This is a genomic window from Mesorhizobium ciceri biovar biserrulae (assembly GCF_001618845.1).
Taxonomy (GTDB): domain Bacteria; phylum Pseudomonadota; class Alphaproteobacteria; order Rhizobiales; family Rhizobiaceae; genus Mesorhizobium; species Mesorhizobium ciceri.
Genome location: NZ_CP015064.1, coordinates 5,127,112 through 5,142,625 on the forward strand (window position 1 = coordinate 5,127,112; position 15,514 = coordinate 5,142,625).

Consider the following 15,514-nt stretch of genomic DNA (forward strand, 5'->3'; position numbering starts at 1 on the left):
AATTTCGTACCAAAACAAGTGTGTTCGACGACTTCTCCGCGACGGCATCTGTTGCCCGGATGTCACATAAGCGTCGTCGAAACGCAATTTCCACATCAGAGTGAATTAAAAAAGCCTGAAGGTCGCTTGACATTTGTGCAACGCACAATACCCTTGACCTCGGACAGGGTTTCCTGTCCATGCCCTCCTTGGGCGTTTCCTCCCTAGACTTCGACCGTATCGTGCAAACGATGCGGTCTTTTTTTACGCCGCGATTTCACTCCGCGGCCAGCGGCAGGTCGATGAAATGATGGTCGGGCATCGACATCAGGTCGGCTGAGAACCGCGTCAGATCGTCGGCCAGCGCATCGAAGCCGGCGGCCTTCTCGAATGTCCGTTCGTTCATGTAGAGCCCGCGATTGACCTCGATCTGCAGCGCATGCAGATGGCGCGCCGGGCGGCCGTAATGCTCGGTGATGAAGCCGCCGGCATAGGGTTTGTTGTGGGCAACCGAATAGCCCATGGCGCTGAGCAGGCCGATCGCGGTCTCGGTCAGGGCGGCGGTTGCCGAGATGCCGAAACGGTCGCCGATGATGAAGTCGGGCCGCAGCCCGCTGTCGCCGACACGGATGCTCGCCGGCATCGAATGACAGTCGATCAGCACGGCAAAACCGAACCGCGCATGGGTCCGGGTCAAAAGCCGCTTCAGCGTCTCGTGATAGGGCTTGTAGACGGTTTCGATCCGGGCAACGGCTTCCGACAGCGGCAGGCGGCCGGAATAGATGTCGAGCCCCTCGCCGACCAGCTTCGGCACCGTGCCAAGCCCACCCGCCACCCGCGCCGAGCGGATGTTGCAGAAGGACGGCACTGGCTCGGCGAACATGCGAGGATCGAGCTCCCACGGCTCGCGATTGACGTCGAGATAGGCCCTCGGAAAATTCGCCGCCAGCAGCGGCGCGCCGAGCGCCACGGCACCGCCGAACAGCTCATCGACGTAACAGTCTTCCGACCGGCGGATGGCGTTGCGGTCCAGCCTTGCCATGGCCAGGAAGCGTTCGGGATAGTAGCGGCCGCTATGCGGCGAGTTGAAGAGGAAGGGGACGCGCTGCTCGGCGCCCGACCGGATTTCGAAGGGTGGAAAGACCGAAAAATCCTCGGCTGCCGTCTTCAATTTGAACGAACCCGAAAACACCAGTGCATCATGATGTGAAAGTGCCACCTTGCAGGCCGCGTGTCCAGCATTTCAGCGGCGGCACACCCGCGGCAAATATGGATCATCGCCGTCCGCGTTCACTTGATGTTTACCCTCACCTCCTCATATACAGGATGGTTAACGGGCTTGCCCAACGGCAATCTCGGGCGGGTGATTCGGACAGGATATCATGGCACGCATTCTTCTGGCGGAAGACGACGACGATATGCGTCGGTTCCTCGTCAAGGCGCTGGAGCGCGCCGGTTACCAGGTCAGCGATTTCGACAATGGCGCCAGCGCCTATGAGCGGCTGCGCGAAGAGCCGTTCTCGCTGCTGCTGACCGACATCGTCATGCCGGAGATGGACGGCATCGAGCTGGCGCGCCGCGCCACCGAGATCGATCCCGATCTGAAAGTCATGTTCATCACCGGTTTCGCCGCCGTTGCGTTGAACCCGGATTCCAAGGCGCCGAAAGACGCCAAGGTGCTGTCGAAGCCATTCCATCTGCGCGACCTCGTCAACGAGGTGGAGAAGATGCTGCAGGCGGCCTGAGCCGTTTTCTAGGCGAGGCGCCGCACCTCTTCGCCACTGCGGCGAGACGACGCCTTCTTTCCTTTTTCCTGCTATTGACGCGCTGGATCAAAAATGGTGTATGCGCGGCTTCGGATGGGCGTGTAGCTCAGCGGGAGAGCACTGCATTGACATTGCAGGGGTCACAGGTTCAATCCCTGTCACGCCCACCATCCAACCAGACAAATCAGACTTGGATCGACATGCTGGCCGGCTCGCCAGACAAAGCGCGTGGGCATGACGCGCGGGATGAGCAGCGTCGAGGCGGTGGCGGAAGAACTCCTCACTTGGGATAAGCTGGGCACAGCGTGGCACAGGGCCGTCCAGGGCGCGCGTTACACAGAGCTGGACGATTTCGGTGCCTCAAGGGGAGGCTGGACGTTGGCGAGCTTTCGAGCGCAACGCGCCCGTCCCAGCGCTGACCGGAACGGGCGACACGCAACCAGATCATTGCGGCGCTGGATCAGGCGTATTTCCCGGCCTGTCGCCGCCGCCCTTGCCTTCGCGGCAAGGCTCGCCGATGCCGCAGCATTTGCCGTTATAGGTGACGCCAGGCTTCAGCTTGTCGCATTCCCTGGGAGCGGTTGTCTTGCAGCCGGCCAGCACCGAAACGGCGATGGCGGCCAAAAAGACGTTTCTCGAGACAGTAAACATAAGACGTTCTCCTTGATGAACCATGTTTGGACACATCACTTGGTCGCGCCTCGGGTGAATTGGTTCACAAAAATAGTGATGGCGGCGAAAACAACCCTCACCGTTGTTCGACAGAGGGCACTCGTGGGCAGGCGCAGCAATCGCGTGGCGACGTGTCGGCGACGGCGAACACGCCCACGATGACGATGGCGGCCGATGCGGCGTCCTAGATGAATTGCGTGGTCATCTGGTCTGGAATCCAGCCAAAGCCCTGGTGATGCCGACAAGATGGCAACGAAGATCACGGCGGCAATAAGCTGAACACGGTGTTCCTGGACATGGGGCGGGAACGCAGCGCTGATTTGGATTGAAGGTAAGCGGGCCTTGCGGCATGCGTTGCGGGACAAGGTGAAGTGAGGATTTTATGCGGGGCGTTGCGATTCTTACAGAGGGAAGAAGCGGTTCGAACTGGCTGGGAAGCCTGACGAACGCAACTGGCCTGATGGGACGGTCGGAGGAATGGCTTGATCCGGCCTATCTACGCTTCGATCCCCGCACCTATGATGATCTTGAAAAAGCGGCCATCGAGAAAGCGGCGACCGACAACGGGCGGTTTGCGATCAAGTTGTTTCCGCGCCATCTGGCCTGGTGTAAGGAGAAATTCGGAAAGGATTTTCTATTCGAGATACGAAGAAAACACGGCTTGGAATTCATTTTGTTGGAACGTCGCGACCGAATTCAGCAAGCTATTTCGTTCTACCGAGCTAGGATGTCTGGAGTGTGGACGAGCCGGCACGAAGGGAAAGTCAATCCGCGCTCTGTTCCTTATAGCTTCGCCGACATCAGCCAAGCGTATTTCCAGATTGATCGAAGCTATGCGTTCTGGAGGTCCTACCTACAACTTGCGGGGCTGGATTGTCGTCAATTCGTCTACGAAGATTTGCAGCAAGACCCACGGCCCTATCTGGAAGCTGTGGCGGATTATATGGGCGTCCAGGTCCCGGAAGACACCGCCAATTCGAGATTCACTGTTCAACGGGACAGCGCTTTCGTGAGGACGCAGCGGCCAAGGGCGCCATTGAGGGCATCGGGGAGATGGCGGTGCCAAGAACGCTCGACAATATCGCCCGCTTTGCCCTGAAACGGCCCCTGATCCGAAAGCGCTTCTAGAGGCAGGTACTTTCTTCGGGGAAATTCGATGATCGTTGCAGCTGGCTCGGTTCAGCGCTCAATGCCCCGGCTCTTCCTCCAGAACACCTGGAGTAAATCGCGCCGGTCAACCGTCTGCCCGCAGTAATGATCTTCTTCCGGGATGTCCTGGCCGCCGTGCAGCTTGCTGGGAACGGCGGGCCAGGGTCAGATAGTTTCGTCATGTCGCTCGAACCTGCCATTGCGGCAAAAAGTTCCGGAACCATCCTTCAAGCTGATGGAATCGCGGATCGCGTGTGCAGGATCGGCATTTCCCGGCTGTTCGCCGAGGTAGAGCGGTTCGCATTTGGGTTGACTTCTAGCCTGCACCTGGCGCAACGCCGCATGTAGTGCTTGAAGTTGGCGAAGGGTTTCTCGATTGGGTTGAGGTCCGGACTATAGGGGGCAGGAAGGAGAGCCTCGCGGAGCCAGCCTACTGGTCATCGTCATCGTTATTGTCTGGATTGTCGACCAAGCATCCCGCGCCGTGACACCCTTGGTAATTGCCTTGAGTGTCGAAATTCGGATTGCCGTCCTTGTCGTAACTCGGCCTTGGATCGATGTAGCTGTCGTCCTTTCGACGCGCTTCCTTGCGATCCTTGTCTCTCTGTTCTTGCGCGGCCATGCGATCCAATGAGCGCTGCTCATCTTCTGAACGTTGTGAGGTCTGTTGCATCATGCAGTCGGCAAACCTGTTGGTTCCTGGCCTGTAGCCGTAAGACGCGCACTGTTGCTGATCCATTGCGCGCTGATCCTCAGCGCTGACGCAACCGGCAACCGCCAACGGCACAAGCGCGATCAGCACATATCTCATCTTGAAATTCGGCATTTTGTCACTCCAGATTATTCTGATGGCACCGGGCAAGAGAGGTCACCCTCCTGGCAGTTCAGGTAGGCCTTCAACTGCCTGGTGCGAGCCTTGGTCAGGTCAGCCTGACAAGCAGCGGCAACCATCGGCGCCGCGGAGCCACCATCGTCACCGCTGGATTGAAACGTGCATTCGGCGTTGCGGAACGCAATCCACGCTCTCTGCGCTTTCACGAACCGTGCCTTGCCGTCGGAATCATCCGTAAGCCGCTTCTGGATTTGCTTGAAGGTCTGGTTCAATGCCTGATCGGCTCTTTTGAAATCCGAAGCTGGATCAGCCAGAGCCGCGGTGGCGGCGAACGACAGCATGGCGACCGCAGCAAGTAGAAAACGCATGATTGTATCCCCCTCGTGAAAACAACCACAAGTAAGCACGCATAGGAGCAGCCGGCAAGGCCTGGAAAACCATATAGTAAGCAAAGGGTTGTCGGGTTCAACAATGCAGGACGGACGAGGCTAGGGCCGTGAGGTGATATGCGGGGAGTGGCAGATAACTCATGCATTCGATGCAATGGCGGTCGAATGCGGCCGCCACAAGCTGACCATGTTTGGACACATCGCTTGGTCGCGCGCCGGGAGGATTGGTTCCAAGAAAATTGCGATCACCGGCGCATCTTTTGCGAGCTTGCCTTTGCGTGAAGGCGAATCGCCGATGCCGGGGCATTTGCCATGCTATGTGGTTTTCGGATTTGATTTATCGCATTGTCCTGTCGGCGTTGCCTGGCAACCTGCCGTCACTTATGCAGCAGAACATAACAGGACATTCGCAACGTTACATGCGAGAGACGTTTTCCATGATTGATCGTGTCGCACAATTCAGGGCTTGGTCGCCTCACGCTCAGAAATGGTCCAGAGTCGAAGTCGGAATGATTGGCGAAACCGCGCGCATCCCCGAGGCGGTGATCGGGATCCGGTCTCCCTGCGTGCCGTCATGAGCTCACAGCCCGGTAGGACAAAACTATCGTCCTGGCCGAAGATATATCGCGAACTGAACCGTGTGCGCACGCAATTGCGGTCGCCGTGGTCGACATTGGGCAACGCGCTCATTTCCGCAAAGCAGAATGCTGAATACCGGCGCGAACTCGGCAAGCGGATCGAGGCCGCCCGCGAGACTTACACGGCGTCGCCGATCTCGCAGATTGCCGACAGCTTCATGCTCGTCCGGATCATCGGCAATGATCTGGAACCCCGACACCGCAAGGGCCAGTCATTCGACAACGTGCTGTTCATTCTGGACAACGAACCGGTCTTCGACGCCTGCGAAAAATTCTGGATCGTCAATCGAATAGTCGACACCGACGAGGAAGCCCGGATCATCGGCCTGCTCGAAAGCCGCCGCCAGAATTTTCATACAATCCCCTTCGAACTCGATCAGTACCGGAAGATATCCTGGGACGTCGACCAGCTTGTTGCCGGCGACCTCCGATTCTCAGAGAAGGGCCGGGCGAGCGGACAGTCCGCGCGTTACGAAACGCACATCCGCCGCAGCAAGAACCTCTATGTGATGAACAACAATGGTGCTCGCAACGCCGCGCTCGCGATTGCCCGCGACAGGGCAAAATGGCTGATGCCCTGGGACGGGAACTGCTACCTGACAGACTCTGCGTTCCAGCGGATACGGTCCGCGATCGAGAAAAACCCGCACCTTCCCTACGCTGTGGTGCCCATGGCGCGCATTGTCGACAATGCGCTTCTGCTGGACCAGAGCTTCCAGCCGCCGGCCGAGGAGGAGCCGCAGATCATATTTCGAGCCGATACCACGCAACTGTTCGACGAAAACTATGGTTACGGAAGGCGGCCAAAAATCGAGATGCTGTGGCGGTTGGCAGTTCCCGGCCCCTGGGACCGCTACCGCGACGATGCCTGGGATTTTCCACGCCCGGTCCGGGCAGCGGATGCCGGGCTGCTCCAGAAAGCGGGCTGGGTGGCGCGCCTGGATTCAGGGCGTTCGCATCTGGAGATCGGCAAGGCCGGCTTCGTCGCGCGTCTGGTCAGCCGCGATCAGGCGATCGTCGATATGGTCGATCAATGTGACGCCAAGCTAGTCGCCGCTCGGCTTGATGCCTCCCGCCTGGCCTTTTATGACGAAGACGCCCTGGCCCACGCGGTGAAGGACGGGCCCATCCTGCACCATCTCGAAACCGCGGCCGGACAGGCACTCGCCCGCGGTCCGGTCAGCGTGCTCGACAAGACTGGCCTAGCCCCCAGCGGGGATCCCCAGGACTATTTTCACCCCGCGCCTTACTGGTGGCCCGACCCCGACAGACCCGACGGCCTGCCCTATATCCGGCGCGATGGCGAACGCGTGCCCGGCACGGCATTGTATGCAGCAGGAAGCGAAACCTACGATCGCACACGCTTGCAGCGCGTCTTCGACGACACAACCGTGCTTGCGCTCGCCGCAACCGTGCTTGATGGGCATCATTATGCCGTCCACGCCGCCAGGCTCATTCGCGCATGGTTTATCGATCCCAGGACAAGAATGAACCCGCATTTGCGCTATGCGCAGGTGCGGTCGGGCCACGACAACAATGAAGGGTCCGGCCACGGCATCATCGAGCTGAAGGATTTCTATTTCTTCCTGGATGCCGTACGCCTGCTCGAGCGAACAGGAGTACTGGGCGACGAGGATCGCGATGCGTTCAGAGCCTGGCTCGGTTCCTACTGCGAATGGCTGGACACCGCGCCGGCAGCCGCGACGGCCTTCTGCAGCAGCAGCAACCAGGGAACATATTACGATTTGCAGCGGGCATCGATCGCCACGTTTCTTGGCGACAGCGCCACCCTGGCCAAGATCAGCCTCTATGCTCGGGAGAGACTAGCAACCCAGATCGCAGCCGATGGCTCCTTGCCCAGGGAACTGTCCCGCACGCGCCCCAGGCACTACGCCATGTTTACCTTGCAAGGCTGGACGTCGCTGGCCCGTGTCCTGTCTTCGGTCGGTGACAATCTCTGGCAACACAAGACAGCCGAGGGACTGGGACTGGTCCAGGCGCTGCACTGGCTTGTTGCGCACGAGAACAAGCCACACACCATGTCGGCCGAAACTGTCGATCCGGATCGGCTTGGGCCGCTGCTTCTCGACCTGACGCACCATGATCCCGCAGGAATGCCACCTGCCGATCTGGGAAGGGCGACCAAGCCCATTTTTCATCCAGACGAGGCAATCGCGCCTTTTTGGCTGTGGCGGAGACGTTAGCGACGCCCGGCATTCCTGGCCTGTTACGTCGATGATGAGAACCACTTTGCGCGCTTCAAACGCCCGCGACGGTGCAAAGGCTCTTCATCCTGGTCACCGCCAGTTCCGGATCGGCCAGCAATCCGGCCTGGTCGGCAAGGCGGAACACGTCGGCATAGTGACGGATGCCGCGCGCCGACTGCATACCGCCGACCATCGCAAAATGATCCTGATGGCCATTCAGCCAGGCCATGAAGACGATGCCGGCCTTGTAATACTCGGTCGGCGCCTCGAAGATCTTTCGCGACAGCGGCACGGTTGGTGCCATCAACGCGTCAAAGCCGGCGCGGTCGCCTTCCGCCAGTTTCGCCAGCGCCGCGTTGGCGACCGGCGCGATGGCGTCGAAAATACCCAGCAATGCGTGCGAGTGCCTTTTCTCGTCGCCGGCGATCAGTTCGGGATAATTGAAATCGTCGCCGGTGAACATGACGACGCCGTCCGGCAGACGGTTTCTCAGCGCGACCTCCTTGCCGGCATCGAGCAGTGAGATTTTTATCCCCTCCACCTTGCCAACGTGGCATTCGATGATGGCAACGACTGTATCGAGAGCGACCTCGAAATTCTCGCTGCCCCAATACCCCCTGAGCGCCGGATCGAACATGTCGCCCAGCCAGTGCAGGATGACCTTGCCGGAGGACTGTGACAGGATGCGGTCGTAGACCCTGACATAGTCGTCCGGCCCTTTGGCAACTGCCGCCAACGCCCGGCTGGCCATCATGATCGCCTTGCCGCCGAGCCCTTCGATAAAAGCGAACTGCTCTTCATAGGCCTTGATGACGTCATCGATTGTTTTGGCGGCGGCGGGCGCCAGATGGTCGGTGCCGGCGCCCGAGGCGAGATCGGCGCCATCGACCGTGCGCGCCTCGGCGATCGAGCGGCGGATCAATTCCTGCGCGTTTGCCCAGTCGAAGCCCATGCCACGCTGCGACGTGTCCATCGCTTCGGCGATGCGGAAGCCCAGCCGCCACAGATGGTGACGGAACGCCATCGTCCCCTCCCAGTCGATCACCGGTCTGGACCACGGATCGGTCATGGCGAGCGGATCGGCAACGACGTGCGCGGCGGCATAGGCGATACGCGAAAATCGCGCGCCGATGTCAGGCTGCACGGGCTCGCCAACCAGCGTATACCGGGTGCTGCCGACACCCTCACCAGGCAAGGAAATGTCCATCCATCTCTCCCTTCGCAACGCTACTAAATGGAACGTTCCAATAAATCAAGGACCTTTAAGATTCGAACTCCCTGCAGGATGAAATGCTGCATTGCAACAAGAAAGCCTTACGGAGCATGCCATTTGAGTACGCACAATCGATGTTGGAGGCGCGGGAAAAATCCCGATTGACTCACGAGCGGAGCAGAGATTAGAACGTTCCAATAGTTTTGAGCCTGCAGTCGGGAGGATGCATCTGGATGGCCAACCGGGCCAAGGCGACGATATTCGACATCGCCCGCGAAGCGGGCGTGTCCAAATCGACGGTATCGCTCGTGCTCCAGGGCAGCGGACTGATCCGGCCCGAAACAGCGAGCAAGGTGCGCAAGGCGATCGAGGATGTCGGTTACGTCTACAACCGCGGCGCCGCCAATCTGCGCAAGGCGCACTCCAACGTCATCGGCATGGTCATCAACGATCTCACCAATCCTTTCTTCGCGGAGCTGGCGGTTGGCATGGAGCGGGTCTTCCAGTCGGCCGGCATCGTGCCGTTCATCGCCAACACGGCGGAAAATCCGGTGCGCCAGGAAGAAGTGCTGAAGTCGCTGATGGAGCAAGGCGTCGCCGGCCTCATCGTGTCGCCGGCTCGCGGCACGACTCCGGGCGCCTTCAGGCGGATCGAGACGGCAGGTCTGCCGGTGGTCTTCGCCATGCGCCGGCTTCCCGAGAGCCGCATTCCGGTCATCGCGCCCGACAATCATCGCGGCGCCTATCTCGCCACCGCTCATCTGATCGGCAAGGGACATCGCCGGCTGGTCTTCTTCGGCGGCTCGTCCGATCTCGTCGTCTATCACGAGCGGCTTGGCGGATTTCGCGAAGCCTGCGAGACGCAGGGCATCTCTGACCGCGACGCATTGGTCGTCGAGGGAGAGACCAGCCGCAGAGGTGGTATCGCATGCCTCGAAACTGCTCTCGCAATGGCTGAACCGCCGACCGCGGCACTCTGCTTCAACGACGCCGTCGCCTTTGGCGCCATGCTGGCGCTGCGCAAGCGCGGGCTTGAGCCGGGAGTTGATTTCGCCATCGTCGGCTTCGACGATGTGGCCGAGGCCGAGCACTACATGCCGGCTCTGACCAGCGTCGCGGTGGACTCGGCGGGCCTCGGCGAACGCGCCGCCCATGTCATGTTGAAAATGATCCAGTCACGCACCACACGGGCCGAAGACCATATCGGCGCGGTCAATCTGGTGGTCAGGGAAAGCTGCGGCCCGGATCGCCGCATTCGAAACAGGGCGGCCGGTTCGGGAGGCGCTGCATGAGCGTCAAATGGAGCTTGATCGGCGCCAGCACGATCGTCAGGCAGTTCATGATCAACGCCATCCGCGCGCAAGGCGAGGACAGCATCTGGTCATCGGCGTCAACCGAAGCAGCATTGCAAACCGCGAAATCAGGCAAGGCGGTCGCAATCGACCCTGAATTCGGGAGTATGAATTGAGCAAGGTGGTCTCCGCGGCGCAGGCAGCCGGCCTGGTCAAGGACGGCATGGTCGTGTCGGTGTCCTCGTCGAGCGGCCTCGGCTGCCCCGATGCGGTGCTCGCCGCGATCGGCGAACGCTTCGACGCAGAAGGCCATCCGAAGAACATCACCACGCTGCACCCGATCGCAGCCGGCGACATGTATGGCATCAAAGGCATCGACCATCTGGCCAAGCCGGGACTGCTGAAGCGTACCTTGTGCGGCTCCTACCCGTCCGGCCCCTCCTCTTCCGAACCGCCGCAGATCTGGAAGATGATCGGCGACAATTCGGTCGCCGCCTACAACGTGCCGTCCGGCATCCTGTTCGATATGCACCGCGAAGCCGCGGCCAAGCGGCCGGGCGTGCTGACCAAAGTCGGTCTCGACACCTTCGCCGACCCGCGCCACCAGGGCTGCGCCATGAACGACGCCGCCAGCGAGCCGATCGTTTCGGTGCAGCAGTTCGACGGCGAGGAATGGCTCTATTTCCGCTCTATCGTGCCGCAGGTGTCGATCATCCGCGCCACGTCGGCCGACGAGCGCGGCAACCTCACCTACGAGCATGAGGGCGCCTATCTCGGCGGACTGGAACAGGCGCTCGCCGCCCGCAACAATGGCGGCATCGTCATCGCGCAGGTCAAGCGCGTCGTCGAGAACGGCACGCTGAAACCGCATGACGTGCGCGTGCCCGGCGTTCTGGTCGACCATATCGTCGTCGCGCCCGACCAATTGCAGACGACGCTGACACCCTACGACCCGGCGATCTCCGGAGAAATCTTCCGGCCGCTGTCGAGCTTCCGCACGCCGGAGATGAACGTGCAGAAGGTGATCGCGCGCCGCGTCGCCATGGAGTTGCGCGACGGCATGGCCGTCAACATCGGGTTCGGCATTTCCGCCAATGTGCCGCGCATCCTTCTCGAGGAAGGCCAGCACGGCAAAATTACCTGGGTGATCGAACAGGGCGCGGTCGGCGGCGTGCCGCTGCTCGACTTCAAATTCGGCTGCTCATCGAACGCCGACGCCTTCATGCCCTCGCCGCACCAGTTCATCTATTTCCAGGCCGGCGGCTTCGACGCCTCGCTGCTGTCCTTCCTGCAGATCGATCGACACGGCTCTGTGAATGTTTCGAAGCTTTCGGCGCGGCCGCATGTCACCGCCGGCGCCGGCGGCTTTGTCGACATCACCGCACGGGCGAAGAAGATCGTCTTCTCCGGCTTCTTCAATGCCGGCGCCAAACTGTCTCTGGCCGATGGCGGCATCCGCATCGACCACGAGGGCAAGGTCAAGAAGGTGGTCAACGAAGTCGAGCACATCTCGTTTTCGGGCAAGCGCGCGGTGGCGCAGGGACAGGACATCACCTATGTCACCGAACGCTGCGTGATGAAGCTAACGCCGGAGGGCTTGGTCGTCACAGAACTCGCACCCGGCATCGATCTGCAGCGGGATGTGCTGGCCCAGTCGGAAATTCCGTTGGGCGTTGCCAGGGACCTCAAGACGACACCGGCAGCCCTCTATCAGGAGCAACCGATAGGCCTGTCGCTGAATGGCGGCGCCTCGGTCGGAGGCGCGCGTGGCTGAGCCTCTCGTCACCTTCGAGCAGGATGGCGCCATCGGTACCATCACGCTGCGCCGGCCGGAGAAATTCAACGCACTGGACATTCCGATGCTGCGGGCGCTAGAGACGGCGCTCGACGCGGCCGAGATGGCCGAGGGCGTCCGCGTCGTGCTGCTGCGCGGCGAAGGCAAGGGCTTTTGCGCCGGTGGCGATGTCGAAGCCTGGGCGCAGATGAGTGCCGCCGATTTCCAGGTGCAGTGGGTGCGCTACGGCCACCGCGTCTTCGACCGCTTGGCGCGGCTGCGGCAGCCGACAATCGCCGTCCTGTCCGGCCATGCGCTGGGCGGCGGCCTGGAACTGGCTGCGGCTTGCGACTTGCGCGTGGCGGAAACACAAGTGAAATTAGGCTTCCCGGAAACCTCGATTGGCGTCGTGCCCGGCTGGTCCGGTACGCAGCGCGCCGTGCGCCGCTTCGGCGCGCAGACGGTGCGCCGCATGGCGCTGGGCGGCGAGATCTTTCTCGCCCCCGAGGCACTCGCCCTGGGCATCGTCGACCGGGTGGTCGCAACTGGCAACGCACACGACGAAGCAAAGGCGTGGGCGGAAAAGATCGCCGAGCGCGGCCCGCTGGCGACGGAAGCCGCCAAGCTGATGATCGCGGTCGCCGAAGGCGAGGAAAGTGCCGCCGCCACCGAAGCGCTGGCCAGCGGCTTCATCGCCCTGACCGGCGATCTGAAGGCCGGCGTCGATGCCTTCAAGGCCAAGCAGAAGCCGGCCTTTTCGAGATCCTAGAGCAAACATATGAACGCACCCCTGAAGATCGCCATGCCGGCCGAGGCGGCCGAAGCCCCGAAAGGCTACAAGCTGCTGATCGACGGCAAGCATGTCGATGCCCGCGACGGCCGCACGATTGCTCGAAACAGCCCCGGCCACGGCTTCACCGTCTCGCACTATGCGCAGGCCGGTGAGGCCGAAGTGGAAGCCGCTGTGCTTGCCGCCCACAGGGCTTTCGAAACGGGTCCATGGCCGCGCATGAAGGCGGCCGAACGTGCCGCGATCCTGCTCAAGGCAGCTGATCTGATCGAGGGCCGGCTGGAAGACATCGCCCGGCTCGACGCACTGGAATCGGGCAAACCGATCGCCCAGGCACGCGGCGAGATCGGCGGCGCCGTCGACATCTGGCGCTATGCCGCCTCGCTTGCCCGTACGCTGCATGGTGAAACCTACGCCAATCTCGGCGACGCCATGCTGGGTGTCGTCCTGCGCGAACCGATCGGCGTCGTCTCGATCATCACCCCGTGGAATTTCCCGTTCCTGATCGTCAGCCAGAAACTGCCCTTCGCGCTCGCCGCCGGCTGCACGGCGGTGGTCAAGCCGAGCGAAATGACCTCGGCCTCGACCTTCGTGCTCGGCGACATCCTGATGCAGGCCGGCCTGCCCGCCGGCGCCGTCAATATCCTGGCCGGACTTGGCGCCGATGTCGGTGCGCCGATGGTCAGCCATCCGCTGGTCGAAATGGTCTCGTTCACCGGCTCCACCCGCGTCGGCAAGATGACGATGGCATCCGCCGCGCAGTCGCTGAAGAAAGTCTCGATGGAGCTCGGCGGCAAGAACGGCCAGATCGTCTTCCAGGACGCCGACCTCGAAGCGGCCGCCGATGCGGCGGTGTTCGGCGGCTTCTTCAATGCCGGCGAGTGCTGCAATGCCGGCAGCCGGCTGATCGTGCACGAGGCGATCGCCGACGATTTTCTCAGCGCCGTCAAGGCGCTTACCGCCAGGGTCACGGTCGGCGATCCGCTCGATGACCAAACCAAAGTCGGCGCGATGATCTCGTCCGACCATTTGGCCAAGGTGGCCGGTTACGTTGCGGCAGCCGCGACCGAGGGCAGCAGCATCTACAGCGGAGGCAAGCAATTGGCCTCCAATATCGGTCAATACCTCGATCCCACCATCATCCGCGGCGTCACCGAGGACATGGCCATAGCGCGCGAGGAAGTGTTCGGCCCGGTGCTCTCGGTGCTGACTTTTGAATCGATTGAAAAGGCGTTGCACATCGCCAACAACACGCCCTATGGTTTGTCGGCAGGCGTGTGGAGCGCCAGCATCGACACTTGCATGTCGGTCGCGCGCGGCGTGCGTTCGGGAACCGTTTGGGTGAACACGTTCATGGAAGGTTATCCCGAGCTGCCTTTCGGAGGCTACAAGCAGTCCGGTCTCGGACGCGAACTCGGCAAACGCGCCGTCGAGGATTATACCGAGGAAAAGACAATCCAGTTTCATCGCGGCCAGCGCACCGGGTGGTGGGTCGGCTGAGTTGAGAAGAACCCGGCGGCATCCGCCGGTCGTGTAATGCAACAAGGGAGGAAGTACATGTTGCGCAAACTGCTTATCGGAACGGCTCTCGCGTCGGGCCTGGCTTTCGCGGCCCACGCCGAGGACGTCAAGGAAGTCCAGATGCTGCATTGGTGGACCTCGGGCGGCGAAGCGGCTGCTCTCAACGTCCTCAAGGGTGATCTGGCCAAGGAAGGCTATGCCTGGAAGGACGTGCCGGTGGCCGGCGGCGGCGGCGATGCCGCCATGACCGCGCTGAAGGCGATGGTCGCAGCCGGCAATTATCCGACCGCCTCGCAGATGCTCGGCTACACCGTGCTCGACTATGCAGCCGCCGGCGTCATGGGCGACCTGACCGAAACGGCGAAGAAGGAAGGCTGGGACAAGTCCGTTCCGGCAGCCCTGCAGAAGTTTTCGGTCTATGACGGCAAGTGGGTCGCGGCGCCGGTCAACGTTCACTCGGTCAACTGGCTGTGGATCAACAAGGCCGTCCTGGACAAGATCGGCGGCACCGAGCCGAAGACCTTCGACGACTTCGTTGCCCTGCTCGACAAGGCCAAGGCGGCAGGCGTGATCCCGCTCGCTCTCGGCGGCCAGAACTGGCAGGAAGCCACCATGTTCGACTCCGTCGTGCTGTCGACCGGCGGACCCGAGTTCTACAAGAAGGCCTTCAACGACCTCGATGACGAGTCCCTGAAGTCCGACACGATGAAGAAGTCGTTCGACAATTTGGCCAAGCTCGTCACCTATGTCGACCCGAACTTCTCGGGCCGCGACTGGAACCTTGCCACCGCCATGGTCATCAAGGGCGATGCCCTGGTGCAGGTCATGGGCGACTGGGCCAAGGGCGAGTTCCACGCCGCCAAGAAGACCCCGGGCACGGACTTCCTGTGCTATCGCTTCCCGGGCACCGACGGCTCGGTGATCTACAACTCCGACATGTTCGGCATGTTCAATGTTCCCGACGACCGCAAGGCCGCCCAGGTCGCACTGGCCACCGCCACCCTGTCGAAGAGCTTCCAGTCGGCCTTCAACGTCGTCAAGGGTTCGGTTCCGGCCCGTACCGACGTTCCGGACACCGACTTCGACGCTTGCGGCAAGAAGGGCATCGCCGACCTGAAGGCAGCCAATGAAGGCGGCACGCTGTTCGGCTCGCTGGCCCAGGGCTATGGCGCGCCTCCGGCGGTCGCCAATGCCTATAAGGATGTCGTCTCCAAATTCGTCCATGGTCAGATCAAGACCTCGGACGAAGCCGTGACCGAGCTGGTCAAGGCGATCGACGACGCCAAGTAAGC

Annotated in this window: 16 protein-coding genes, 1 tRNA gene and 1 pseudogene; 12 read left to right on the plus strand and 6 right to left on the minus strand. The window is 61.5% G+C overall.

All coding sequences use genetic code 11. The features are described 5' to 3' along the window. Window positions 1-256 precede the first annotated feature (256 nt). Complete coding sequence (locus A4R29_RS24090) at window positions 257-1,198, minus strand: N-formylglutamate amidohydrolase (RefSeq protein WP_013529713.1); 942 nt, start codon at window positions 1,196-1,198, stop codon at window positions 257-259. A gap of 163 nt (window positions 1,199-1,361) precedes the next feature. Here A4R29_RS24090 and cpdR point away from each other — a divergent pair, with 163 nt between their 5' ends. Both cpdR and A4R29_RS24100 read left to right on the plus strand, forming a co-directional pair. After that, on the plus strand, window positions 1,362-1,724 hold the full coding sequence (gene cpdR / locus A4R29_RS24095) for a cell cycle two-component system response regulator CpdR (protein ID WP_006199474.1): 363 nt from the start codon (window positions 1,362-1,364) through the stop codon (window positions 1,722-1,724). A 116-nt stretch (window positions 1,725-1,840) separates the two neighbouring features. Continuing rightward, a tRNA-Val gene (locus A4R29_RS24100) sits at window positions 1,841-1,915 on the plus strand. A gap of 274 nt (window positions 1,916-2,189) precedes the next feature. On the opposite strand, the gene A4R29_RS24105 is transcribed toward A4R29_RS24100, so the two are convergent. Then, window positions 2,190-2,396, minus strand: coding sequence for a hypothetical protein (locus A4R29_RS24105; protein WP_013529712.1), 207 nt, complete (start codon window positions 2,394-2,396; stop codon window positions 2,190-2,192). A 403-nt stretch (window positions 2,397-2,799) separates the two neighbouring features. On the opposite strand from A4R29_RS24105, the gene A4R29_RS24110 reads away from it, so the two are divergent. Next, the gene (locus A4R29_RS24110) at window positions 2,800-3,516 is read left to right on the plus strand and encodes a Stf0 family sulfotransferase (RefSeq protein ID WP_244506864.1); all 717 of its coding nucleotides are present in this window, start codon (window positions 2,800-2,802) and stop codon (window positions 3,514-3,516) included. Between the two features lie 230 nt (window positions 3,517-3,746). Beyond that, complete coding sequence (locus tag A4R29_RS34515) at window positions 3,747-3,914, plus strand: hypothetical protein (RefSeq protein ID WP_161491087.1); 168 nt, start codon at window positions 3,747-3,749, stop codon at window positions 3,912-3,914. Here A4R29_RS34515 and A4R29_RS35650 read toward each other — a convergent pair. The 3 genes and pseudogenes from A4R29_RS35650 to A4R29_RS24125 form a co-directional block, all read right to left on the minus strand. Beyond that, a pseudogene (locus A4R29_RS35650) lies at window positions 3,887-3,987 on the minus strand (transposase); the annotation flags it as partial. The gene A4R29_RS34515 and the pseudogene A4R29_RS35650 sit on opposite strands and share 28 nt — an antisense overlap. Window positions 3,988-3,996: 9 nt before the next feature. Then, a complete protein-coding gene (locus tag A4R29_RS24120; protein WP_013529710.1) occupies window positions 3,997-4,392 on the minus strand; it encodes a hypothetical protein in 396 nt (131 codons plus the stop codon). Window positions 4,393-4,406: 14 nt separating this feature from the next. After that, on the minus strand, window positions 4,407-4,766 hold the full coding sequence (locus tag A4R29_RS24125; protein ID WP_024502741.1) for a lysozyme inhibitor LprI family protein: 360 nt from the start codon (window positions 4,764-4,766) through the stop codon (window positions 4,407-4,409). A gap of 175 nt (window positions 4,767-4,941) precedes the next feature. On the opposite strand from A4R29_RS24125, the gene A4R29_RS34275 reads away from it, so the two are divergent. Both A4R29_RS34275 and A4R29_RS24135 read left to right on the plus strand, forming a co-directional pair. Beyond that, window positions 4,942-5,232 (plus strand): hypothetical protein, encoded by a 291-nt coding sequence (locus tag A4R29_RS34275; protein ID WP_145923782.1) that lies wholly within the window; start codon window positions 4,942-4,944, stop codon window positions 5,230-5,232. A 129-nt stretch (window positions 5,233-5,361) separates the two neighbouring features. Beyond that, entirely contained in the window at window positions 5,362-7,629 is a 2,268-nt protein-coding gene (locus A4R29_RS24135) for an alginate lyase family protein (RefSeq protein ID WP_063173049.1), read from the plus strand. Between the two features lie 55 nt (window positions 7,630-7,684). Here A4R29_RS24135 and A4R29_RS24140 read toward each other — a convergent pair whose 3' ends face one another. Beyond that, window positions 7,685-8,839 (minus strand): dihydrodipicolinate synthase family protein, encoded by a 1,155-nt coding sequence (locus tag A4R29_RS24140; RefSeq protein WP_063173050.1) that lies wholly within the window; start codon window positions 8,837-8,839, stop codon window positions 7,685-7,687. A 239-nt stretch (window positions 8,840-9,078) separates the two neighbouring features. Between A4R29_RS24140 and A4R29_RS24145 the strand changes: the two genes are divergently transcribed. The 6 genes from A4R29_RS24145 to A4R29_RS24170 are packed head-to-tail and all read left to right on the plus strand — an operon-like array spanning window position 9,079 to window position 15,512. Then, a complete protein-coding gene (locus tag A4R29_RS24145; protein ID WP_024502745.1) occupies window positions 9,079-10,137 on the plus strand; it encodes a LacI family DNA-binding transcriptional regulator in 1,059 nt (352 codons plus the stop codon). After that, window positions 10,134-10,313: a hypothetical protein gene (locus tag A4R29_RS24150; RefSeq protein WP_063173051.1), complete on the plus strand. Its 180-nt coding sequence runs from the start codon at window positions 10,134-10,136 to the stop codon at window positions 10,311-10,313. Before A4R29_RS24145 ends, A4R29_RS24150 begins: the two co-directional genes overlap by 4 nt. Beyond that, complete coding sequence (locus tag A4R29_RS24155; RefSeq protein WP_063173052.1) at window positions 10,310-11,911, plus strand: acyl CoA:acetate/3-ketoacid CoA transferase; 1,602 nt, start codon at window positions 10,310-10,312, stop codon at window positions 11,909-11,911. Before A4R29_RS24150 ends, A4R29_RS24155 begins: the two co-directional genes overlap by 4 nt. Continuing rightward, window positions 11,904-12,680 (plus strand): enoyl-CoA hydratase/isomerase family protein, encoded by a 777-nt coding sequence (locus tag A4R29_RS24160; RefSeq protein WP_063173794.1) that lies wholly within the window; start codon window positions 11,904-11,906, stop codon window positions 12,678-12,680. The genes A4R29_RS24155 and A4R29_RS24160 overlap by 8 nt, the downstream gene beginning before the upstream one ends. 9 nt (window positions 12,681-12,689) lie before the next feature. Then, window positions 12,690-14,201, plus strand: coding sequence for an aldehyde dehydrogenase family protein (locus tag A4R29_RS24165; protein ID WP_063173053.1), 1,512 nt, complete (start codon window positions 12,690-12,692; stop codon window positions 14,199-14,201). A 57-nt stretch (window positions 14,202-14,258) separates the two neighbouring features. After that, window positions 14,259-15,512 carry an ABC transporter substrate-binding protein gene (locus A4R29_RS24170; RefSeq protein WP_063173054.1) on the plus strand — a complete coding sequence of 418 codons (1,254 nt, stop codon included), beginning with the start codon at window positions 14,259-14,261 and terminating at the stop codon, window positions 15,510-15,512. Window positions 15,513-15,514 lie beyond the last annotated feature (2 nt).